The 22,938-nt window shown below is 52.0% G+C and carries 22 protein-coding genes; 9 read left to right on the top strand and 13 right to left on the bottom strand.

Going from position 1 to position 22,938, the window contains the following annotated elements; translation table 11 throughout:
* Nucleotides 1-21 precede the first annotated feature (21 nt).
* From L103DPR2_RS08485 to L103DPR2_RS08460, 6 genes are read left to right on the top strand one after another with little or no spacing between them, the layout of a single operon-like run.
* Nucleotides 22-1,158 (top strand): ABC transporter substrate-binding protein, encoded by a 1,137-nt coding sequence (locus L103DPR2_RS08485; protein WP_055360693.1) that lies wholly within the window; start codon nt 22-24, stop codon nt 1,156-1,158.
* 16 nt (nt 1,159-1,174) lie between these two features.
* Nucleotides 1,175-3,007, top strand: a complete 1,833-nt coding sequence (locus L103DPR2_RS08480; RefSeq protein WP_055360692.1) for a UbiD family decarboxylase — start codon at nt 1,175-1,177, stop codon at nt 3,005-3,007.
* A gap of 16 nt (nt 3,008-3,023) precedes the next feature.
* Complete coding sequence (locus L103DPR2_RS08475) at nt 3,024-4,289, top strand: aromatic ring-hydroxylating dioxygenase subunit alpha (protein ID WP_055360691.1); 1,266 nt, start codon at nt 3,024-3,026, stop codon at nt 4,287-4,289.
* A complete protein-coding gene (locus tag L103DPR2_RS08470; protein ID WP_055360690.1) occupies nt 4,286-4,990 on the top strand; it encodes a class II aldolase/adducin family protein in 705 nt (234 codons plus the stop codon). The genes L103DPR2_RS08475 and L103DPR2_RS08470 overlap by 4 nt, the downstream gene beginning before the upstream one ends.
* Before the next feature lie 20 nt (nt 4,991-5,010).
* Nucleotides 5,011-6,066, top strand: coding sequence for an ABC transporter substrate-binding protein (locus L103DPR2_RS08465; RefSeq protein WP_231717610.1), 1,056 nt, complete (start codon nt 5,011-5,013; stop codon nt 6,064-6,066).
* A gap of 8 nt (nt 6,067-6,074) precedes the next feature.
* A complete protein-coding gene (locus L103DPR2_RS08460; protein WP_055360688.1) occupies nt 6,075-7,235 on the top strand; it encodes a Gfo/Idh/MocA family protein in 1,161 nt (386 codons plus the stop codon).
* On the opposite strand, the gene L103DPR2_RS08455 is transcribed toward L103DPR2_RS08460, so the two are convergent.
* Both L103DPR2_RS08455 and icd read right to left on the bottom strand, forming a co-directional pair.
* On the bottom strand, nt 7,232-7,549 hold the full coding sequence (locus tag L103DPR2_RS08455; RefSeq protein WP_055360687.1) for a hypothetical protein: 318 nt from the start codon (nt 7,547-7,549) through the stop codon (nt 7,232-7,234). The two genes, L103DPR2_RS08460 and L103DPR2_RS08455, sit on opposite strands and share 4 nt — an antisense overlap.
* Before the next feature lie 30 nt (nt 7,550-7,579).
* Nucleotides 7,580-8,833, bottom strand: coding sequence for an NADP-dependent isocitrate dehydrogenase (gene icd, locus L103DPR2_RS08450; RefSeq protein WP_055360686.1), 1,254 nt, complete (start codon nt 8,831-8,833; stop codon nt 7,580-7,582).
* A 101-nt stretch (nt 8,834-8,934) separates the two neighbouring features.
* Here icd and L103DPR2_RS08445 point away from each other — a divergent pair, with 101 nt between their 5' ends.
* A complete protein-coding gene (locus tag L103DPR2_RS08445) occupies nt 8,935-9,420 on the top strand; it encodes a DUF192 domain-containing protein (RefSeq protein WP_055360685.1) in 486 nt (161 codons plus the stop codon).
* Between the two features lie 15 nt (nt 9,421-9,435).
* On the opposite strand, the gene L103DPR2_RS08440 is transcribed toward L103DPR2_RS08445, so the two are convergent.
* On the bottom strand, nt 9,436-9,720 hold the full coding sequence (locus L103DPR2_RS08440) for a DUF1840 domain-containing protein (protein ID WP_055360684.1): 285 nt from the start codon (nt 9,718-9,720) through the stop codon (nt 9,436-9,438).
* A gap of 71 nt (nt 9,721-9,791) precedes the next feature.
* Between L103DPR2_RS08440 and L103DPR2_RS08435 the strand changes: the two genes are divergently transcribed.
* The gene (locus tag L103DPR2_RS08435; RefSeq protein WP_055360683.1) at nt 9,792-10,637 is read left to right on the top strand and encodes a shikimate dehydrogenase; all 846 of its coding nucleotides are present in this window, start codon (nt 9,792-9,794) and stop codon (nt 10,635-10,637) included.
* Between the two features lie 21 nt (nt 10,638-10,658).
* On the opposite strand, the gene L103DPR2_RS08430 is transcribed toward L103DPR2_RS08435, so the two are convergent.
* The 8 genes from L103DPR2_RS08430 to L103DPR2_RS08395 form a co-directional block, all read right to left on the bottom strand.
* Entirely contained in the window at nt 10,659-11,333 is a 675-nt protein-coding gene (locus L103DPR2_RS08430; protein WP_055360682.1) for a class II aldolase/adducin family protein, read from the bottom strand.
* 47 nt (nt 11,334-11,380) lie between these two features.
* Nucleotides 11,381-12,370: an ABC transporter substrate-binding protein gene (locus L103DPR2_RS08425; RefSeq protein WP_055360681.1), complete on the bottom strand. Its 990-nt coding sequence runs from the start codon at nt 12,368-12,370 to the stop codon at nt 11,381-11,383.
* Nucleotides 12,371-12,512: 142 nt separating this feature from the next.
* Entirely contained in the window at nt 12,513-14,144 is a 1,632-nt protein-coding gene (locus L103DPR2_RS08420) for an FMN-binding glutamate synthase family protein (RefSeq protein ID WP_055360680.1), read from the bottom strand.
* Nucleotides 14,145-14,202: 58 nt separating this feature from the next.
* Nucleotides 14,203-15,201, bottom strand: coding sequence for an ABC transporter ATP-binding protein (locus tag L103DPR2_RS08415; RefSeq protein WP_055360679.1), 999 nt, complete (start codon nt 15,199-15,201; stop codon nt 14,203-14,205).
* Nucleotides 15,202-15,206: 5 nt separating this feature from the next.
* Nucleotides 15,207-16,184, bottom strand: coding sequence for an ABC transporter ATP-binding protein (locus tag L103DPR2_RS08410; RefSeq protein ID WP_055360678.1), 978 nt, complete (start codon nt 16,182-16,184; stop codon nt 15,207-15,209).
* Nucleotides 16,185-16,196: 12 nt separating this feature from the next.
* Nucleotides 16,197-17,135, bottom strand: a complete 939-nt coding sequence (locus L103DPR2_RS08405) for an ABC transporter permease (RefSeq protein WP_055360677.1) — start codon at nt 17,133-17,135, stop codon at nt 16,197-16,199.
* Nucleotides 17,101-18,060, bottom strand: coding sequence for an ABC transporter permease (locus tag L103DPR2_RS08400; protein WP_055360676.1), 960 nt, complete (start codon nt 18,058-18,060; stop codon nt 17,101-17,103). The genes L103DPR2_RS08405 and L103DPR2_RS08400 overlap by 35 nt, the downstream gene beginning before the upstream one ends.
* Before the next feature lie 10 nt (nt 18,061-18,070).
* Entirely contained in the window at nt 18,071-19,858 is a 1,788-nt protein-coding gene (locus L103DPR2_RS08395; protein ID WP_055360675.1) for a peptide ABC transporter substrate-binding protein, read from the bottom strand.
* Between the two features lie 133 nt (nt 19,859-19,991).
* Here L103DPR2_RS08395 and L103DPR2_RS08390 point away from each other — a divergent pair, with 133 nt between their 5' ends.
* Nucleotides 19,992-21,173, top strand: a complete 1,182-nt coding sequence (locus L103DPR2_RS08390) for a succinylglutamate desuccinylase/aspartoacylase family protein (protein ID WP_055360674.1) — start codon at nt 19,992-19,994, stop codon at nt 21,171-21,173.
* Between the two features lie 4 nt (nt 21,174-21,177).
* Here L103DPR2_RS08390 and L103DPR2_RS08385 read toward each other — a convergent pair whose 3' ends face one another.
* Complete coding sequence (locus tag L103DPR2_RS08385; protein ID WP_055360673.1) at nt 21,178-21,684, bottom strand: DUF1993 domain-containing protein; 507 nt, start codon at nt 21,682-21,684, stop codon at nt 21,178-21,180.
* A 63-nt stretch (nt 21,685-21,747) separates the two neighbouring features.
* Complete coding sequence (locus L103DPR2_RS08380) at nt 21,748-22,935, bottom strand: M20 aminoacylase family protein (protein ID WP_055360672.1); 1,188 nt, start codon at nt 22,933-22,935, stop codon at nt 21,748-21,750.
* Nucleotides 22,936-22,938 lie beyond the last annotated feature (3 nt).

Here is a 22,938-nt window from a genome sequence, read left to right as displayed (position 1 = left end):
ATCGTTTGAAGGAGTTACACCATGCAACAGTATTTCAACGAGCACCACACCTTGAAGCATCGCAATGCCAAGTCTTGGCAAAGCGGCAGCCTTTTTCTCAAGGCCCTTGCATTGTCGGCATTCGCTGCCGTGTCATTCTCGGCCATGTCCCAATCGGCCAGTCCAGCAGCAAGCGTTGTCATTGCAAACAGCTTGATGCAATACGACAAACCCGATCGTGCAGAAAAGATTTTGGAAGCCGCCAGCAAAGAAGGCACCCTGACGCTTTACACGGCATTCAGACCTCAAGATTTGCCTCTGATCTTGGGACCCTTTGAGGCCAAATATGGCATCAAAGTGAAAGCTTGGCGCTCTGGCAGTAACAATGTGACACAGCGCGTGGTCCGAGAAGCCGCAGGCAAAAAACCCGAGGTCGATGTGATCATGATGCCCGCCAGTGAGATGGAGGCCGTCTATCGCGAGAAATTGCTCCAACCCGTCACATCACCACTGGTCAAGGACCTGATCCCCAGTGCCACCGTTTCGCACAAACAGTGGTCGACCGTCTTCATGAACGTCACCGTTCACTCTTACAACACCCAGTTGATCAAAAAAGAAGATTTACCAAAGTCCTTCAACGACTTGTTGGATCCCAAATGGAAAGGCAAGTTGGGCGTGGAGTCCAAAGCCGAAGAGTGGTTCAGCAAAGTGGTCACCGTGATGGGTGAAGAGAAAGGCACCAAATATTTTCGAGAATTGGTCACCAAAAACGGCATGTCAGCACGCTTAGGCGCATCGCTGCTGCACAACCTGGTCATAGCGGGTGAAGTGCCATTGGCCTTAACGGTTTACATCGACTTGCCCGAGAAAGATAAGCGTGCTGGCAAACCGGTCGATTGGTTTGCACTCGACCCTGTTGTCGCGCAAGGCTTCAACATGGCCATTGCCCAAAAAGCACAGCATCCTGCCGCTGCGCTTCTTTTTTATGACTACATGCTGTCGCCAGAGACGCAAAAATTATTGGCCTCGTTGCATTACTACCCCGCCAGCACCAAAGTTGCCAACCCTTATACCAACATGAAAATTGAAGTGATTGACCCCGTGGTCACCATGGACAGCTTTGCCAAGTGGACCAAGTCTTTTGATGAGATCGTGATCAAAAATTCCAGTTCCAAATAAACACGCCAATTGACCTATGAAAAAAAGTACCCAACCTGCGTCTAAAACAGCCAAAGCGGCAAAGACGTCGAGCACGATAACACCCCAACGTGGCTACCGTGATTTGCACGAGCATTTGGCCGATCTCGATAAACAGGGTTTGTTGGTCACCATCGATCGCCCGATCAACAAAGACACCGAATTGCACCCCTTGGTTCGCTGGCAGTTTCGCGGTGGCATTGCCGAACCTGATCGCAAAGCTTTTTTGTTCACCAACGTGGTCAACGGCAAAGGCAAGAAATACGACATTCCCGTGGTGGTGGGCGCCTTGGCCGCTACTCGCAAGATTTACAGCGTGGGCATGGGCTGCAAGATTGAAGACATTGGCAAGACTTGGAGCCACGCCATTGCCAACCCCATCAAACCCCATGTCATGAAAGAAGCCCCTTGCCAGGAAATTGTGGTTCAGGGCAAAGAACTCTTAAAGCCAGGCAAAGGCGTCGACAGTTTGCCCATCCCCATTTCCACACCGGGTTGGGACAATGCGCCCTACACCACCCTCTCGCAGTACATCACCAAAGATCCCGAAACTGGCATCCAGAACATGGGCATCTACCGGGGTCAAGTGAAGTCGCCTACGCGCTTAGGCATGAACCCCTCTTTGGAAAATCAACCTGGCATTTACACCCATTGGGAAAAAGCCAAAGCCAAAGGTCAGAAATTACCAGCGGCCATCATTTTGGGTTGCCCTCCCTGCGTGGCCTTCACCTCTGCGCAAAAACTGTCGGAAGACACAGACGAGTTGCATGTTGCAGGCGGTTTGGCTGGCGCGCCAATCAATGTTGTCAAATGCAAAACCGTTGACTTGTTGGTCCCGGCAGAAGCAGAAATTGTGATTGAAGGCTACATCAACACAGAGTGGCTTGAACCCGAGGCGCCCTTTGGTGAGTCACATGGCCACGTGAACTTGCAAGAGTTCAACGCCTACATGGAAGTCACGGCCATCACACGCCGCAAAAACGCGATTTTGACGTCCATCATTTCGCAAGTGACACCTTCCGAATCAAGTTTGATCAAGCGCGTGGCCCTCGAGCCTGTTTTCCTCAATCACTTGAGCAAAGCAATGGGCATCAAAGGCGTCAAAAAAGTGGTCATGCATGAGCCACTGACCAATTTGCGCAAAGTGATCTCCATTGTGGTCGACCGAAAAATGCCACAAACAGAAGTATGGCGTGCCCTGTATGGCGCGGCATCCTTGCTGCGCTCTGGCGGCAAAATGGTCATCGCCGTCAACGAGGACATTGACCCAGACAATGCAGATGCACTGCTGTGGGCCATGAGCTACCGTGCCAATTTCGCACTCGACTTGCAGGTGCTGCAAAACCGAGATCCAGGCCACGGACCTCGCAGTCCGCGCAATGGCGGCATGGACTCTTCTTTGTTGATCGATGCCACACTCAAAGATGACTTCCCACCCATTGCATTGCCCAAGAAAGAATTCATGGAGAACGCCAAAGCCATTTGGGAAGAATTGGGCCTGCCCAAATTGAAACCAGAATCCCCTTGGTTTGGTTATTCTTTAGGCGACTGGAGCGAACGCAACGAACAAATGGCACAGCGTGCGGTCAAAGGCGACTACTTCATCACAGGCGAAGAAATTGCCAAAATGCGTCGCAATGACGTGCCCATGAACACTGAAATCAAGCACGTCATGGCCAATGAAGGTCGCAAAGCTTTGCCCGAGAAATCAAAGACGAAGGTTCAGGCTAAAGCTAAAACGCCAACGAAAACAGCAGCGAAGGCGCCATCTAAAACTTTGGCTCAAACCAGCGCAAAATCAGTGGCTCAAAAGAAGACCACCCAAAAATAACAGGTAGAGGTGAGACATGGAAAGCGCGAAGCAAAACAAGCTACTGACCGAAGTTGGCAAAGGCACGCCCATGGGCAATTTGATGCGCCGATACTGGCAGCCCATTGGCGCATTGGTTGATCTTGAGAACAAGTGGACCCGACGAATCAGGCTGCTGGGCGAAGATCTGGTCTTGTTCAAGGACCGGCAGGGCCGCTTGGGCTTGATTGCCGAGCAATGCCCGCACCGACGCGCTTCATTTGCCCACGGCATTCCCACCCAAGACGGCATTCGTTGCCCCTACCATGGCTGGGAATACAACGCGCAAGGCAAATGCATCAACCAGCCTAACGAGCAAGACAAATGCGGATTCAGAGACAAAGTCAGCACCGACGCTTACCCCGTTGAAGAAATGGGCGGCATGCTTTGGGCCTACATGGGTCCCCAGCCACAACCTTTGCTGCCCCGCTGGGATGGCTTTGTGGCAGAAGGCACCATTCGCATCATGGGTCGCACCATTTTGCCGATCAATTGGTTGCAAATTATGGAGAACTCGCTAGACCCAGTTCACACCGAGTGGTTGCATGGTCATCACTATGAATTCTTGAAAGAGCAAGAAGGCGTGAAGGTGGCGATCAGCGCACGCCACCTCAAAATCGACTTCAAAGAATTTGAATATGGCATGACCAAGCACCGCTTGTTAGAAGGCCACTCTGAAGACGGTGACGACTGGAAAGTAGGCCATCCCATTGTGTTTCCCAACATGCTGGCCGTTGGCAATGGCGATGAAAAATCGCGCTATTACTCATTCCAAATGCGCGTCCCAGTGGATGACACCCACACCATGCACCTTTGGTTCAATGCTTATGTACCACCGAAGGGTGTGGAAGTGCCAAAGCACCTTTTGGAAAAAGTGCACACCTACGAAGTTCCCTTCATGGATGCACAAGGTGAATACATCGTTGACAACGTCGATGGTCAAGACATGATGGCTTGGATTAGCCAAGGCCCCATCGCCGATCGAACGCTAGAAAACCTGGGTGCAACTGACAAAGGCGTTGTGATGTACCGTCGCATGCTCAAACGTGAAATGGAGAAAGTGCAAGCCGGCATTGACCCCATGGGTTTGGTTCGTGACAGCAGCCGCAATCAATGCATCGATTTGCCGAATGAAAAGAAAAAGCACCACAACAGTGACGGCTTTACCAGCTTCATGATGCGCACACACGCCAAATACTCACCCATTGCCAACGACCTGTCTCAACTGTTCGAACCCCACCTTCACAAAGCGACAACACCATGAACTTGAACGAACTCAAGCAGCGCCTGATTGACGCTGGTCACATTTTGGAAAATGCAGGTCAAGGTGATTTGACGCGTGGCCATGTGTCCATTCGTTCACCCGAAGACCCCTCCCTCTTCATCATGAAGCCTCACAGTTATGGTTTCGATGAAATCACACTGGAGAACATCGTGGTGTGCAACATGGATGGCGTGAAAATTGATGGTGGCGGTAGAAGACACAGCGAAGTGTTCATCCATTCGGAAATTTACAAAGCGCGTCCGGACGTCAATAGCGTCATTCACACCCATCCCACCTATGCTGTGGCTTTGTCTGCTACAGGTCAGGCGCTGGAGCCCATCAGCCAACCTGCGGTGGCTTTTGCAGACGGCCTGCCTTATTTCAGCCGAGCCATTGATTTGGTTCGCAGCCAAGACCTCGGTGCCGCTGTCGCCAGCGCCTTGGGCCAGCACAAGGCGGTCTTGTTGCGCAACCATGGGGCCGCCATTGTGGGGGCCAATGTTGAGGAAGCCACCATTTTGTCCATCATGCTAGACAACGCCTGCCAAATTCAATTGGCCACCATGGCCGCAGGTGGCATCGGTGAAAAGTTCACCCCAGAGCAAGTGAGCAAATTGCACCATGACATTACAAGGCCAGAGCAATATGTCATCAATTTTGAATACTTAAGAAGACGAGCACTTCGCCAATTAGGCCGCTGAACCTACAACAAGGAGACAACATGCGCTATGTAAAATTTTCGGTGATGGCCACTTTGATGTTGGCGCTGATGGGACAGGCCTCAGCGCAAGTTGTTGATGCATCCAAGCCAATGTCGATTGCCGAATTGGCTGTCTACCAAGGACCTGACAGGCAAGCCAAATTGATTGAAGGTGCGAAGAAAGAATCTGGACTGTCGGTCTATCACGTCTACCCTGCTTTGACCAACATCATGAATGAGTTTGGCAAGAAGTACAACATCAAGGTGAAGTCTTGGCGAGCAGGATCAGAGGCTGTGCTGCAACGTGTGACCAGTGAAAACCGAGGCAACAAATTCGATGTCGACATCGTTCAAAACAATGCACCAGAAAACGAAGCCGCCTTTCGCGAAAAGTTGCTGCAAGAAGTGAAGTCGCCCTATCACAACGATTTGTTGCCACAGGCCGTTCCTGCGCACAAGCAATGGGTTGGCATCACCGTGGACATTTGGACAGCGGCCTACAACACCGAAAAAATCAAAAAAGAAGATTTACCCAAATCCTACAAAGATTTGCTCGATCCCAAATGGAAAGGCCAACTGGGCATTGAAGGCAACAACCACGCATGGTTTGGCGCCTTGATGGGCAAAATGGGCGAAGAAGAAGGCCAAAAGCTGTTTGCCAACATCGCCAACACCAACGGCATCTCCAATCGAAAAGGCCATTCCTTGCTCACCATGATGGTGTCCTCTGGCGAAGTCCCCTTGGCCCTGACTGTCTACAGCTGGAACCCTGAGCAACTTAAAGTCAAAGGGGCACCGGTTGAAGGCTTGGCGCTGCAACCCTTGATGGCACAGCCCAGCACCATTGCCATGCTGAAAAAAGCACCCAACCCTTATACAGCTTTGCTCTTTTATGACTACATGTTGACCGAGGGTCAAAAGCAGTTGCATGACTTGAAGTTTGTGCCGACCAGTAAAAAGTTTGAGCTGCCATTTCCTAAAGTGCCTCTGAACTTCATTGATCCCGCCATGGCCCTAGACCAGCAAGCCAAGTGGTTCAAGATGTTTGAAGACACGGTGATCAAGCGCTCCAAATAAAGCCCGCCATGGCCCATCCTGAAGCTCAGCGCCCCTTGCAAATTGCCATCGTTGGATTTGGGGCTGCTGCGCAGGCCTTTGTTCCCGCTCTGCAAAACAACCCACAATTTAGCTTGGTTGCCATTGTTGAAAACAATGCACAAGTTCAAAGCAGTGCGAAGGCCATGGGCGTGCCCGTTTTCAGTCAACTTGAAGACTTAAAGCAGATTGAGCATCTAGATGGTGTGTACATTGCCACACCCACACCGAGTCATGCCGAGCAATGCATTCAAGCCCTTGCCAATGGCTGGCATGTGTTGGTTGAAAAGCCCATGTGCAGCAATTCAGCAGAGGCCTTGCGCATGGTGTCTGCCGCCCAACAGTTTGGCAAATCAATCACAGTGGGTCATTCACACAGCTTTGATGCCCCCATTCAGGCCATGCGACGCATCATTCAGAGTGGTGAAATGGGAGCAGTTCAAATGGTCAACACCTGGTGTTTTACCGATTGGGTCTATCGACCCCGCAGACCCGAAGAACTCGACCCCGCGTTGGGTGGGGGTGTCACCTTTCGGCAAGGTGCCCATCAAATAGACATCTTGCGTGCGCTGTGCGGCCCCAAAGTTCAAACCGTCAAAGCCAAAGTCTTCAACACAGACCCAAACCGAAACACGCCTGGCGCACACGCCATCTATTTAGATTTTGAAAACGGTGCGGCAGCCACGGCCATCTACAACGGCTACGCAGGACTCTCCAGCATGGATTGGACGCAAAACGTTTCTGAGTGGGGATTTTTACAAACCGCAGAGCAGCGCCCCTGGAAAAGGCGGCCTTTGCAGCAATCCACGGCTGAACAAGAATTGGCATCCAAACAAGAACGCGCCAAAACAGCCATTCCAGGTTCGGCGCCATTGCAACCCCATTTTGGCTTGACCGTGGTCAGTTGCGCATTGGGAGATATGCGCCAAACGCCAGCGGGAATTTTGATCGCAACTGCAGACGGCGAACGCGAACTCAAATTACCGCATCACCAAAGTCCACGCGACTTGGTCTTGGAAGAAATTGAAGAAGTTTGGCGAGGCACAGGTCCCGGATGGCACGACGGCCAATGGGGTTACGAAAACTTGAGAATTTGCGAAGCGGCCATTGCATCAGCGCACAGCGGCCGCGAATGGGTGATGACGCCTTAAGCCCAGGTTGACTCGGGCAATGGCCAGCCCAACAACTCGGCCAATCGGCAGACCACCCAAAAGGACTCGGCACCATTCACCAAGTCTGGTTGCGTCTGCAATCCTCGCCAACATTTTTCTAGCGCGTCGTCTTCTGTAATGCCCAATTGAAATTGCTGCGTACTGACTGTGTCAACCAGCATATTGGCCAGGTCTTCACAAAGCTCATAGCGCCGTGTCAATTCAGCGCGCGGCAAACTGGGCTTGTGCTGATGCGGCTTGACGTAGAGCTTCATGAACGACTCTGGAATTTCGCTTTGATTTTCCTCGTACATGTCAGGCCGCACATTGCATCTTGAATTTGCTCACATGTGGTCGATGATCACTTGACCAAAGCCTGAACAACTGACTTGCGAGGCCCCTTCCATGAGGCGTGCAAAATCGTGAGGCACGCGTTTGCTTTGAATGGCCTCTTCCATGGCACGAATGATGATGTCTGCGGCCTCCGTCCAGCCCATGTAGCGCAGCATCATTTCGGCAGACAATATTTCAGAACCCGGATTGACGTAGTCTTTGCCTGCAAATTTGGAGAGTGCGTCCACCGTTGCTTCAAAACAAGCGACGCTGTCGGACATGTTGGCGCCTGGGGCAATGCCAATGCCGCCCACTTGAGCAGACACCGCATCCGAAATGTAATCGCCATTCAAATTGAGCGTAGCCACCACCGAGAACTCTTGAGGACGCATCAAAATCTGTTGCAAGAAGGCATCCATCGCAATGTCTTTGATCGTGATGGTTTTGCCTGTTTGAGGGTGCTTGATGGCGCACCAAGGGCCATCGTCAATCAACTGGGCACCAAACTCTTCTTGGGCCAATTCATAGGCCCAATCTCGAAACGCACCTTCGGTGTATTTCATGATGCTGCCTTTGTGAACCACCGTGACGCTGGGTTTGTCATGGTCGATGGCGTATTGAATGGCCTTTCGAACCAAGCGCTTGGAACCTTCACTGGAAACTGGCTTGATGCCGATACCCGACGAACTTGGAAAGCGAATGCTGTGGGCACCCAATTCTTGCGTCAGGAAGGCAATGAGTTTTGTGGCTTCTGGGCTGTTGGCCGCATATTCAATACCGGCATAAATGTCTTCTGAATTTTCTCGAAAGAGCGTGATGTTTGTCTTTTCAGGTTCACGCACAGGTGAAGGCACACCTTTGAAATATCGCAAAGGACGTAAGCAAACGTACAAATCCAGTTCTTGGCGAAGCGCCACATTGAGTGAGCGGATGCCACCACGGGACGGCGAACTGAGGGGGCCTTTGATAGACACCACATAGTCTTTGAGCGCAGTCAGTGTTTCTTCTGGCAGGTATACATCGGGGCCATAAAGCGCAACCGCTTTGTCACCGGCAAAGACTTCCATCCAATGAATGTTTCGCTGCCCCTTGTAGGCCTTTTGAACTGCCGCATTGACCACTTGGATCATGACCGGCGTGATGTCGACACCTGTGCCGTCTCCCTCGATGAAAGGGATGATGGGGTTGGCCGGAACATTCAACGAATTGTCTGCGTTGACGGTGATGGCGGCGCCCTCTGCGGGAATCTGAATGTGTCGGTACATGGAACTGGTCTCCGTTATTTCATTCTATCGATAAATCAGTCACAATCCATCGTCCATCGAGTACGTCACACACCTACCGCAACCCTTCCTACCTAGCAGCAATGAACATCCTGCAACACATTCGGTCAAAGCTGGCCATCTGCACATTCGCATTCAGCAGTTTGATCGCGGCCGCCCTGGTGCCATCCAAGGCGCATGCCGAAGGCGTACCCCAAACACAATTGCCCAGAACCACGCTGAATGCAGGCATGCACCTCCTCCAAGTGCAACTGGCACAAGATTTTGAACAGCGCCAAATCGGCTTAATGTGGCGCAAGGAGATGCCTCAAAACGAAGGCATGCTGTTCATTTTTGAGCAGCCCGCCGTTCAATGTTTTTGGATGCGCAACACTTACCTACCCTTGACAGCAGCATTTGTCGCAGACGACGGCACCATCATCAACTTGGCCGACATGAAGCCCATGAACGACAGCTCACATTGCTCGCACAAGCCCGTTCGTTTTGTCTTGGAAATGAACCAAGGCTGGTTTGCCAAACGCAACATTCAAGCGGGCTTCAAACTCACTGGACCCGTCTTCAGCAAGTAAAGGCCAGGCGCTACCTTAAACGCCCCAAACCACGTCAGCTGATTTGTCCTGACACATCTTGAGCATTTTCAGCATCGGTTGACTGCGTTGACGCAAGGACACCAGCTTGGGGTCTTGCAGTCCTTCAGACTCCTCCAAGGCAATGGCTTGCTGTAGAGAATCGATGGCCGCTTGGATTTGAGTTGACAGGAATATGCCTTTGACCTGGTCCTCACGTCCCATGATTTTGAGCAAGCGCTTGGCATCGGGTTCGAGCATGATGAGGTCACCCGTGACTTTGGATTTGAATTTGTACAGCATGGCAAAGTGTCCTTTTGCAGGTTCAACGCTTGTCGAAAATCTCACAAGAAATAAATATATAGTACACCTCCATGAACCTCCAAGATCGTTTCCTGATGGCCGGTGTCATGGGCTGGCCCGTGATGCACTCTCGTTCTCCCTTGATGCACAACCACTGGTTTGCCCAAGAAAAACTAAAAGGCGTCTATGTGCCTTTGGCCATCCAGCCCGAACATTTAGAACGTGCATTGCGCAGCCTGCATGGCCTCGGATTTTCTGGCTGCAACTTGACCATTCCACACAAACAGCAAGCCCTGAAAATCGTGGATGAGATTGATCCTGTTGCGCTCAAAATGGGCGCCATCAGCTGCGTGGCAGTCAAAGAAGATGGCCGTTTGATCGGCAGCAACAACGATGCAGCAGGCTTCATACGCAATGTCAAAGAATTTCAACCGGACTGGAAAGCCAGCAGAGGCCCCATCGTGGTGATCGGCGCTGGCGGGGGCTCTCGGGCTGTTTGCCAAGGTTTGATTCAAGAAGGTGCTACCGAAATTCGCTTGGTCAACCGGCACTTAGAACGTGCGCAAATCGTCCAGTCAGAGCTGGGGGGTGTCATTCAAGCGCATGCTTGGAAAGACCGTGCTGACCTGATGGCCGGTGCCAGCATGGTGGTCAATACCACCAGCCAAGGCATGGTGGGACAAACGCCACTGGACATTCAACTCGACACATTACCCGTGGATGCCTTGGTCACAGACATTGTCTACACACCGCTTGAAACACCCTTTTTGGCACAAGCCAGAATGCGTGGCAATCGCACCTTGAATGGCCTTGGCATGCTGCTGCATCAAGGCCCTTTAGGCTGGAAAGCGTGGTTTGGGATTGAGCCCAAAGTGACCCCTGAGCTTCGAAAATTACTTGAGCAAAGTCTGACCTAAGTCAAACTTCAGGGGCGGTGTTCAGCCCAATTTGGCTTTGAAGTGGTCCCAGCAACGCTGGAACAAAGCTTCGTTCCACAGTTTTTCGCGGCACATTTGAATTTCGTGCTCGCTGAATGAATACGGGGTTCCCAATTGCATGGCCATGTATTGACGGTGTGCATTTTCTTCCATGTAACTGGCCAGCACAAATGCCTCGCGAATGCTTTGACCCACTGTGACCGCACCGTGTGACTTCATCAAGGCGGCAGGTCGGTCGCCCAAGGTGGCTGCCAAGCGATCGGCCATTGGCTTGTTGTTGATGGAATTGGGTGAATCCAGCAATGGCACTGGATAGACCAAAGCGCCTTGGCCATATACAGGCAAATAAGTTTGCCCGGCCATGGTGAGGTAAGTAGACCACTTGGGATGGGCATGAACAACCGCTTTGAGGTCGGGCCGTGCGCGGTAAATACCGGCATGCAAATGGAATTCCAAGGGCGGCTTGCCATGGCCCTCGACCACCTGACCTTCCATGTCAATGGTGCAGATGTCGTCCACCGTCAATTGACTTCTCTGGCACGAACCGATGTTGATCAACATCTGGTTGTTGGGCAAGCGAATGCTGGCATGGCCGTTGTAATCAATGATGTCTTGCGACTCCAGCATGCGGATGCAATCCACCAGTTGCTGTTTCAATTCAAGTGTGTCAGTCATGGTACTGTGCTTTTCTAAATATCAACCCGCAAACGAATGGCTTGCCCTTAGATCACCACTTTGGTCATCATGCCCTGGGGGAAAATTTCCTCGGGTGTGAATTCTCGATGGGCAATGCCTTGCTGGAAGGTGTACTTGGCCATCAACTCCCATGTCGGACGATTTTCTTCAATGCCATAAGGAAAGGTGTCACCTTCAAACTTGTCGCGCATTTTGCGCGCATAGGTGGCCAACCAAGGTAAGGGATAACGGGAGACCGCGGGGTCCATCAGACGTTCAATGCTGCGGCGTTTGGATTCCAAAAAGGCATTGAACAGATTGCGTGGCACCCATGGATTTTCTTCCACCACACTTTTCTTCATGGCAATGATGTGCATGATGGGCCAGACTTTGGTTTTGGCAAAGTACTCGTCTTCCATGTCCAAGAAGTCAGGGAAGAGACGAACCACATCGGGATGGCCTTCCAAGAAGCATGTGGGGGGTCGCGCAATGATGGCGCAATCAATTTCGCCAGAGGCCAACATTTCGCTGAGGGATTTGTCGGCAACGCGGGTTAACTCAACACCCTCAGGCAATGTGATCTCGACCTTTTCTTCACGACCTGGCGCATTGGCGCCTGCTTGATACCACTTGACGTCTTGCAATTTCACGCCCATGTCGTTGTGCAACCAGCCGCGCATGTAGACCGCTGCGGAATGCGCCCATTCAGGCGAACCGACTTTTTTGCCAATCAAGTCTTTGACCGACTTGATGCCTGATTTTTTGTTCACATAGAAAGAGCTGAAGCGAAACAAGCGTGAGCACACGATGGGCAAACCAATGATGTCGCTGTCGGGGCGTGTCACTTGCGTCGTGAATTTGGCGAAAGACAATTCTGAAATATCAAATTCACGATTGGCGGTGAAACGTGCAAAGCACTCATGGTGACCCAAATTCAACCAATTCAAATCAATGCCTTCGGGTTTGACAAAACCCATGCGGATGTCGCGAAAATGATCGTAATCGGTGGTTGCAATCGACAGGTTCAGCAATGACATAAATTGGCTCTCAACAGAAGGGAAATGAGCTGGCCAGTTTATCTGAAGCTGTCTATCGCTGTGTGAGTGGCCGGCACAAGCATGGCGCACCAGGCCCTGCGCACAGCGCCCTCACATCGGTGCGACAGGGTCCGTGGGCCGCTCAGGCCTTGGCAGATGCGCTTAGATGAAAGTGCTCTGCGCTGGCCAGTTGCCAATATTGGGCAAACAAGCCCTCTGGCAGGACGCCTTGGTTCAAGGCACCTTCAGACACACTGGGCATGAGGTCAGCCAAATTCTGGATTTCGTGCTCACTGATTCTGCGCATGATGTGACGCAATTGCAGCTCAGAAGGCCCTGACAGACCCGTGGCTTGCAACATCTCACGAACAGACTCGAGCGTTTGAAGGTGAAAATTTCTCACGCGATCGGCTTTACTGGGCACCACCAAGGCCACTTGGCGATGAGGATCTTGGGTGGTCACCCCTGTAGGGCAATTGCCGGTGTGGCATGTTTGGGCTTGAATGCAGCCCAAAGCAAACATGAATCCGCGGGCGCTGTTGCACCAATCTGCACCCATGGCCAAAGTTCGAATGACGTCAAAGCCACTGATGATCTTGCCGCTGGCCCCCAAGCGAATGTGCTGACGCAAATTCAATCCCACCAAGGTGTTGTGAACCAAACGCAGGCCTTCAATCATGGGCATGCCCATGTGGTCTGTGAACTCCACGGGTGCCGCGCCCGTACCGCCCTCAGCACCATCCACCACAATGAAGTCGGGGTAGATGCCAGATTGCTGCATGGCTTTGGCAATACCAAACCACTCCCATGGATGACCAATGCACAGCTTGAATCCGACGGGTTTGCCATCACTGAGTTCGCGCAGTCTTTGTACGAACTGCAGCAATCCCAATGGCGTTTCAAAACTGCTGTGACCTGCCGGCGAGACACAGTCCACACCCACAGGCACACCCCTCGCCTCTGCAATTTCCGGCGTCACTTTGGGGCCAGGCAAAACACCCCCGTGGCCTGGCTTGGCGCCCTGACTCAGCTTGATCTCAACCATTTTGACTTGCGGAGATTGCACATTCGCTTTGAAGCGATCAGCATTGAAAGTGCCGTCGTCGTTGCGGCAACCGAAGTAACCGGAGCCAATCTCCCAAATCAAATCACCGCCATGCTCCTGGTGGTAACGCGAAATAGAGCCTTCACCGGTGTCGTGTGCAAAGCCGCCCTTCTTGGCACCCAAATTCAGTGCCATGATGGCATTGGCACTGAGTGCGCCAAAACTCATGGCAGACACATTGAACAAGCTGATGTCATAGGGTTGGGTGCATTGGGCACCGCCCACATGCACTCTGAAATCGTGCGAAGCAATGACCGAGGGACTGATGGAATGGGTGAGCCATTCATAGCCTGCTTCTCTGACATTCATTTGCGTGCCAAACGGCCGCTTATCGGATTCACCTTTGGCCCTTGCATAAACCAAAGAACGCTGTGATCGAGAAAATGGGACGGCCTCACCATCGCCTTCAATGAAGTATTGGCGCAGCTCAGGTCGAATGAATTCCAGCAAAAAACGAAAGTGCCCAATGATGGGATAGTTGCGCAAGATGGCATGGCGAGTTTGCTGCAAGTCATGAATGCCCACGCCGACCAAAACAGTGAGCAACAGCACCCAAGCCAAACTGGCCTGCCCCACCACCAATTGAAGCGCAGACAAAACCCAAAGGGCCACCACTGCAAAAAAAGCCAAATACCGAACAGGTACACGCTGATCAATCCAATTCAACATCGATAAGTCTCCAGGTGACAGCCAAAAATAGCAAAGCCCTTGAAAAAGGGCTCGCAGATCAATCGTTCAAATGACAAGCGGCTTGATGCATGAAGCCAACCGTTTTCAATTGAGGTTCTTCAACTTTGCAACGCTCGGTGGCCTTAGGGCAACGGGGGTGGAAGTGGCAGCCTGTAGGCCGATTGACGGGATTGGGGACATCGCCCGTCAACACGATGCGCTTCTTCTTGGCCGTTGGATCCGGTATCGGCACAGCCGACAACAAAGCTTCGGTATAGGGGTGCTTCGGTTGGGTGTACAGCTCTCGTGAGGTGGCAATCTCAACAATGCGGCCCAAGTACATCACAGCAACACGGTTGCTGATGTGCTCCACGACAGACAGATCGTGCGCAATGAACAAATATGTCAAGCCCATCTTGGCTTGCAAGTCTTCCAACAAGTTGATCACTTGTGCTTGAATGGAAACGTCCAAAGCTGAAACAGGCTCATCGCACACAATCAGCTTGGGCGATACGGCCAATGCACGGGCAATGCCAATGCGTTGACGCTGACCACCCGAAAATTCATGTGGAAAACGCTTCATGTGGTCGGCATTCAAGCCAACTGTTTCAAGCAAAGACACAATGCGCGCCCGATATTCTTCAGGCGAATGGGTGAGTTTGTGAATGGTCAAGGCCTCGCCAATGATGGCTTCAACGGTCATGCGCGGATTCAAAGACGCAAAGGGGTCTTGAAAAATAATTTGCATGTCACGGCGAATCTCGCGCAGTGCATCGCTGCCCATGGTGCTGACGTTTTGACCATTGAACTTGACCTCACCCGAGCTGGGTTCGATCAAGCGCAAAATGCATCGGCCGGTGGTGGACTTGCCGCAACCCGACTCGCCCACCATGCCCAAAGTTTCGCCGGCATCGATGTGAAAGCTCACACCATCGACTGCGTGAACGCGATCCACCTCGCGCCCAAAAATGCCACCTTTGATTGGAAAGTGTTTGGTCAAACCTTTGACTTCCAGCAAAGGCGTTGAAGGGGTAGACAGGGTCGTTTGATCTGACATGGGATTTAGAGTGAGAAGTGGCAAGCCACTTTGTGCCCCGTTGCAATCTCTCGCAACTCCGGCATTTCTTGGATGCATCGATCGCTGGCATGCTGGCAGCGCGGTGCAAAACGACAACCTTTTGGCGGGTTGATCAATTTGGGAACAGCGCCAGGAATGGCTTCTAACCTTTGCTTCTGCGCACTGTCAAAATCGATGCGCGGAATAGACCGAATCAAACCTTGGGTATAAGGATGCGCAGGGGACGCAAACAAGTGCTCAACGGTAGCCTCTTCAACCACCCTGCCCGCATACATCACCACCACGCGTTGTGCCGTTTCGGCCACCACGCCCATGGCATGGGTAATCAGCATGATGGACATGCCCATCTGCGATTTGAGATCGTTCAGCAAATCGAGAATTTGCGCTTGAATGGTCACGTCCAATGCAGTGGTCGGCTCATCCGCAATGAGCAGTTTAGGCTTGCAGGCCAAGGCCATGGCAATCATGACGCGTTGTCGCATGCCACCCGAAAACTGGTGCGGATAGTCATTGACACGCTGTTCGGGCTTGGGAATGTTGACCAAGCGCAGCATTTCAGTGGCTTGAGCCAGGGCTTGCTTGGGCGTCAGTCCTTCGTGCAAACGCAAGGATTCGGCAATTTGCTCACCCACACTCAACACGGGGTTGAGTGAGGTCATGGGCTCTTGGAAGATCATGGCGATTTCTTTGGCACGCAAACTGCGCATGGCTTGCGCATCCACTTGAACCAAGTCCTGCCCTTCAAACCAAATTTGGCCATTGGCAATGCGGCCAGGCGGCATGGCCAACAACTTCATGATGGTCATGGCTGTGACACTTTTGCCGCAGCCCGACTCACCCACCACACCCAAAGTTTCGCTGCGGTCAATGTGAAAGTTCACACCATCGACCGCATGCAAGACACCATCATCGGTGTCAAAGTGCACCTTCAGGTCTTGAATTCTCAACAAGGGGTTGGACATTCAGAAACCTCTTTACAGCACACGGCGTGGATCATAGGCATCGCGCAAACCGTCGCCTATGTAATTGATGGTAAGCACAGTGATGAAAATCAGCGCGCCAGGAAATAAAGCCCAATGAACGGCAACGTCCATGTGATCTTTGGCATCAAACAAGATGCGTCCCCATGTGGGAATGTCGGGGGGAAAACCCAAACCTAAAAAAGACAAGGTGGATTCGGCAATGATGGCCGCAGCCACGTCAATGGTGGCCGCCACAATGACCGGCCCCATGGCGTTGGGCAAAATGTGCACGGTCACTTGACGCCACTTGCTGGCACCCAAGGCACGAGCTGCCTCCACAAATTCTTTTTCACGCAAAGTGAGAAACTGCGCACGAACCAAACGCGCCACAGGCATCCAACGCAAACCGCCAATCACGGCGACCACCAAGATGAAAACACCGGCTTCAGGGCCAATCAATTTTTTGAGGGTGTCGTTGAAGAGGTAAAAGATCAACAACAACAAAGGCAATTGAGGCAATGACAAAAACAAATCGGTAACCCACATGAGGAATACATCGACGGGTCCTTTAGACATACCAGCCACCGCGCCAATGACCACCCCAAAAGTGATGGCAATCAGCATGGCCGCCAAGCCAACGGCCAAAGAGATTCGGCCACCATAAAGCATTCGCGCCAAGAGGTCTTGGCCTAAATCATCGGTGCCCAATGGATGATTCCAAGAAGGGCCCTGCATTCGCGCATCAAAGTCAATGGCGTTGATAGGCACTTGCCATACCCAAGGTCCCAACAAAACAGCTAGCACGATGATGCTGAGCACCACCGTGCACAGCACAGCCAATTTGTGACGTTTAAAACGACGCCAAGCTTCTTTGCCTGGTGAGTGAACTACTGCTTTGGGCCCAGAGGCCTTGGCATCAGTTGAAGGAGATGCGAGGGTCGAGCCAGCCATACAAAATATCTGCCAAAAGATTACACGCAATCACCAACGTGGAGAAAACAAAGGTTACAGCCATCACAACGGGTGTATCGTTGGCCAGCATCGAACTGATGATGAGTGAACCAATGCCAGGAATTCGGAAAATTTGCTCTGTGACAATGGCACCGCCAAAAATGGCGGGCATCTGAAGGGCCACCAAAGTGACAACTGGAATGAGCGCATTGCGCAGCACGTGTTTGGTAATCACCACTTTTTCAGCCAAACCTTTGGAGCGCGCAGTGGTGACGTAATCCAAACGAATCACGTCCAGCACAGCCGAACGAACGTAGCGAGTCCAGGCGCCAGCTTGGAACAAGCCCAGCACTGTGACGGGCATGATCATTTGCTTGAAGTGCTCCCAAAAAAAGTTGACTCCCGTATCAGGTATGTCTGCACGATAAACAAATGGAAGCCAGTCCAGGTGAATGCTGAAGAACAAGATTAGCAAAATACCAGTAAAGAACGTTGGAAGCGAAAAGCCAATGAAGGCCAACGTGCTGGCAACTTGATCAAACAGCGAGTATGGGCGTGTGGCGGCGTAGACGCCGACAGGAATCGCAATGCACAAAGCCAAAATCTGCGACGATCCAATCACCAACAAGGTAACTGGGATGCGCTGCATGATGAGGGTTTCAACGTTGATGCGACTGATGAACGAGTAGCCCCAGTCGCCTTGGACCATGGCGGTGAGCCAGTTCCAGTAGCGAACCAGGAGCGGGTCGTTCAAGCCAAACTTTTCTCGCAAGGCCTCGGCCACTTCGGGTGGGATATTGGGGTTGGAGACCAACTCCGCAAACGGGTCACCCGGCGCCATGGCCAAGACCGTGAACAGCACCAAACTGATGCCCAGCAAGCTGGGCACGGCGATCATCAACCGCCGCAGGATGTAACGAAACATAGGGCTTTGATTAAGATTTGTACCAGTCTTTCAACAGCCACAAGTCATTGTCCCAACCGGACAAAGGAGCTACCAAGTTTCTAACGAGACCCGCTGTTCGGGGACGATAGACCAGCGGAATGATAGCGATGTCATTGACAGGCATGTCGTTCATCTTCACAAACATGTCTGCACGCTTGACAGGGTCCATTTCTGATTGGGCTGCCAAATACGTTTTGTCGTATTCGGGATTGTTGTAGCGGGTTGAGTTTCTGCCCAACCACTTGTTGGCTTTGGTTGCGAACTGCGAAGTCAAGTACTGATTCATGAAAATTTCAGGATCAGGCTGAGGCATGGTGGTCGTGAACATCTGCACGTCTGCAAAGAACTTGGTGTAAGTGTCTGGGTTGGCAGGATCAGATGAGAAGTAAACCGATGCAGGCACCGATTTCAATTCAAAATCAATACCGGCTTTTTGCGCAGCTTGCTTGATGATTTGCTGTGTCTTTTGGCGAGGACCGTTGATGGAGGTGGAGAACACCAACTTCAACTTCTTGCCACCTTTTTCACGAATACCATCAGGGCCCTTTTTCCAGCCTGCGTCTTCCAACACCTGAGCTGCTTTTTCAACGTTGTATTCAAACTTGGTGTTTTTAGACACAAAGCGTTGAGGGTTGTTCAAGAAGTTGGAGGTGGCAATTCCTGTTCGACCGTAAATGTACTTTTGGACACCCGCACGGTCGACCACCAAGCTGATGGCTTGGCGCACGGCAAATTCGGACAAGATGGGGTGCTTGGACTTGGCGTGAGCGCGCTCACCCTCAATTTCCGTCCAAGGATCGGCCATGTTCAGTTGGATGAATTCGATGTTGCCACCTGGCGTGATGGTGGTTCTGCCTTTGCCACCTTGTTCAAGGCGCAATAACAACTCGTCTTCGACTTGCAAGTTCCAAGCGTAGTCGTATTCACCGGTTTGCAGCACAGCGCGCGCTGCAGAAACGGCGTCACCACCACCCTTCATCTCAATGCTGTCGAAATAAGGACGGTTGGGTTCATGGTAATCGTTGTTGATCACACCACGCAGCATGTCACCGGGTTTGAAGTCGGTGAATTTGTAAGGACCAGTGCCAACGGGCTTCAAGTTGGCAGGCGCATCACGCGAAGCGCTACCTTTATAAGATTCAAAGATGTGCTTGGGAATGATCATGCCAGCAGCGCTGACAAAAGGATCGGCCCAGAAAGGCGATGCCTTGGTATATTCAACTTTAACCGTATGGGAGTCAACTTTAGTGACTTTGACGTCAGCATAAGAGCCCCGTGTGTATGCTGAAGTGGCAACATCTGCTGCATAGGCTGCCGTAAACACCACGTCATCTGCTGTGAAGGGTTTGCCATCGTGCCACAACACATTCTTTTTAAGCTTCCATGTAATGGTTTTGCCATCTTTTGAAACACCACCGTTGGCGGCTGAAGGAACCTCGGCAGCCAAAATTGGCACCATGTTGCCATCGTGATCCCAAGCGCCCAGTGGTTCGTAAAAAATACGCGAGCCTTCTTGGTCTTTGGTACCGCTGGCAAAGTGAGGTTGCAGCAAAGTGGCACCTTGCCACCACAGCAACTTCAAAGGACCGCCTCCGCCACGCTTGGTAGGTTTGTAAGTCGAGGCTGTTTGAGCTTGTGCCAAGCCAGAGGTCAAGAGCATTTGAGCGGCCATTGGCACGGTCAAACCGACACCCACCATGTGGCGGATGAATTGCTTGCGGGTCACTGAATTGTCTCGGACCTGGTCGATTAGACCGCGAATTTCGCTCTCGTTCATCTTGCTCTCCTGAAATAAAAAATGAGATGTTTGATAACAAATCGGACACTAACTCTAATCTATAAATTCAACATTAGGGTTTTGCTTTAGACGGAATCGACATAAACTAATTTCTTTCCAACAAAGGATTGACATGGCCATCAAAAAACGATCAGTTCAACTGCCCAGCATGACGCCCGGTACGCACCGCACTGTTTCTGTGCTCAGCTTTGGCAAATCTGGTGCACGTCCCAAGGTGTACATGCAAGCCGCCATTCATGCCAATGAGATGCCTGGCACCATGGCACTTCACCATTTGATGCCCATGCTGGCCGAAGCCGACAAAAAGGGCTTGATCAAAGGTGAAATCATTTTGGTGCCAACCGTGAATCCGATTGGACAGTCACAGTTGGTAGGCAATTCTCATGCCGGCCGTTATAACCACCTCAGCAACGAAAACTTCAATCGCAATTGGATTGATGTCTCTGAAGGTGTGGCCGAAAAAGTTTGGAAAAAAATTGGCAGTGATCCCCATGCCAACGTCAAAATGATTCGCAAGGCCGCGCTGGAAACCCTCAACGCCATGAAGCCTGCCAACGAATTGCAAACCCTGCGGGTAGAAATGCAAAAACTCAGCACAGATGCCGACTACGTGCTCGATTTGCACTGCGACATTTATGCGGCATTGCACTTGTTCACGGCGCGCAATGACTGGGTCAAAGACCGCCACGGCCCCTTGGACAATCAAGGTGCCGTGCAAGCCTTGGCAGCCGACTTGGGCGTTGAGGCCACCATGTACAACGACCCCTACCCTAGCACCCTCACCTTTTCGGGTGTCAACAGCGCCTTGTGGGCACGCTTGCAAGACAAGTTCCCTGATGCGGCCATTCCGCAAGCCTGTATGTCGGTCACTTTAGAAATGCGCAGCCAACACGATGTCAGCGATGCCCTTGGCAAATCCGATGCAAGCAATTTGTACCGCTGGTTGATTCGCCAAGGGGTGGTGGGCGGCAAAGCAGCCCCCCTCAAAAAGATGAAATCAGCGCCAGCCCCCATCAGCGGTATGGATGTGGGCTACAGCTCCGGCACAGGCTTCTTGGTGTTCCATGTCAAACCGGGCGCCAAAGTTAAAAAGGGTCAACCCATTTGCGATGTGATCGACCCCGCCAACCCTCACGGCCCCAAAGGCCGAACCACTTACAAGAGCGCCACCGACGGCATTGTGTTCTCGCGCCGTTTGGATGGCTATCTGTCGTGGCCAGGCCAAGTGATGTACCGCATTTCGGGGCCCAAGCCCCTGGCACACCGCATTGGCATGTCGGGCTTGGACGATTGAAGGCTTAAATTTTGCCGAGGTAATCGGCCTTGCCAATTTCCACGCCACTGGCGCGCAGCATGCTGTAAGTGGTGGTGGTGTGGAAGTACAAATTGGGTAAACCGTGGCCCAACAAAAACTGCATGCCCTTGTAGTGCGTCTCTTTGTCGCCGCGCTTCACGATGATGTCTTTGTCTTCGGTACCGTCGATCTGCTCGGGCTTGAAGGTTTCTAAAAAGGCAATGGTTTTGGCAATTCGCGCTTGCAAATCCTTCAAATCTTTTTCGGTGTCTTCGTGTGCCGGAATCTCCACACCGGCCAATCGTGCAACCAAACCTTTGCTCACATCGCAGGCAATTTGAACTTGTCGGCTGAGCGGAAACATGTCAGGGTAAAGACGCATCGTGGCAAACACCACAGGGTCAATTTTTTTGGCTTCCGCATGAGCCTGCGCTTTGCCCAAAAGGTGCGACAAATTGGTCAAGCCATTGATCAAACGTGGCACGCTGGCTTGGTACATTGAAATCGTCATAGAGTCTCCGTTGAAAAAATATTAAAAAGTCGCCATGAGAAGTGCATCGCTCAAATAATCAGTTCAAGCAGCATCTAAAAATCGTTCGACAAGGCGCGTCCAATAGGCCGCCCCGTAAGACAGGTTTTGATCGTTGAAGTCGTACTTGGGGTTGTGCAGCAAAGCGCTGTCGGTGCCATTGCCCAAGCGCAAAAAGCAACCAGGCTTGTGTTGCAAATAATACGCAAAATCTTCACTGCCGGTCACGGGGCCAAAAGGCGAGACCACCTTGTCTTCCCCCACCAACTCCACGGCAACTTGACGCGCAAATTCCGTTTCTGCAACAGAGTTGATCACCACGGGATAACCGCGCTCGTAAATGATCTCCACCTCACCGCCAAACGATGCCACCTGCGCAGTGACCAGATCTTTGATGCGTTGCTCCAAACGTTCGCGAACTTCAGGACTGAAGGATCGAATGCTCATCGACAAACTGGCGGTATCGGGAATGACATTGGAGACACTGCCGGCATGCGCCGTGCCGATGCTCACCACCGAAGTTTGCAAGGGGTCGATGTTGCGCGACACCACCGTTTGCAAACTCATGATCAAACTGCCCATGATGACCACGGGGTCCACCGTCTGATGCGGTCTGGCGGCATGGCCGCCCTTGCCTTTGACTTTGATGTAGCAGGTATCAGAAGCGGACATGAAAGCGCCAGCACCAAACATGAACGTACCCACCTCCACGCCAGGATGGTTGTGAATGCCAAAAATGGCATCGCAAGGAAAGCGCTCAAACAAGCCATCTGCAATCATTTGCTGGGCACCGCTGTCCTTGCCTGCTTCTTCCGCAGGTTGAAACACCAAGTGGACTGTGCCTTTGAAATTTTTGGTTTTGGCCAACTGTTGTGCAGCGCCCAACAACATCGCCGTATGGCCATCGTGGCCACAGGCATGCATGGTGCCAGGGTGTTCGCTGGCGTAGGGCTTTTGCGTTTCTTCTTGAATGGGCAAGGCGTCCATGTCTGCCCGTAAAGCAATGGCCTTGCCTTCTCCGTTCTTCAATGAGGCGACCAAGCCGTGCCCCCCCACATTGCGGGTGACCTTGTAGCCCCATCCTTCCAACTGATCGGCCACCCATTGAGCGGTTGATTTTTCTTGAAAAGACAGTTCAGGAAAACGGTGCAAATGTCGACGCGCTTCACTCAAGGATTCTTGAGCTCCCACAAGGTCTGACAGTTTGCAAAAACAATCGTAACGAGCGTTCATCGT

It is taken from the genome of Limnohabitans sp. 103DPR2, from assembly GCF_001412575.1.
GTDB lineage: Bacteria > Pseudomonadota > Gammaproteobacteria > Burkholderiales > Burkholderiaceae_C > Limnohabitans_A.
This window is presented reverse-complemented; position numbering and strand designations above follow the sequence as displayed.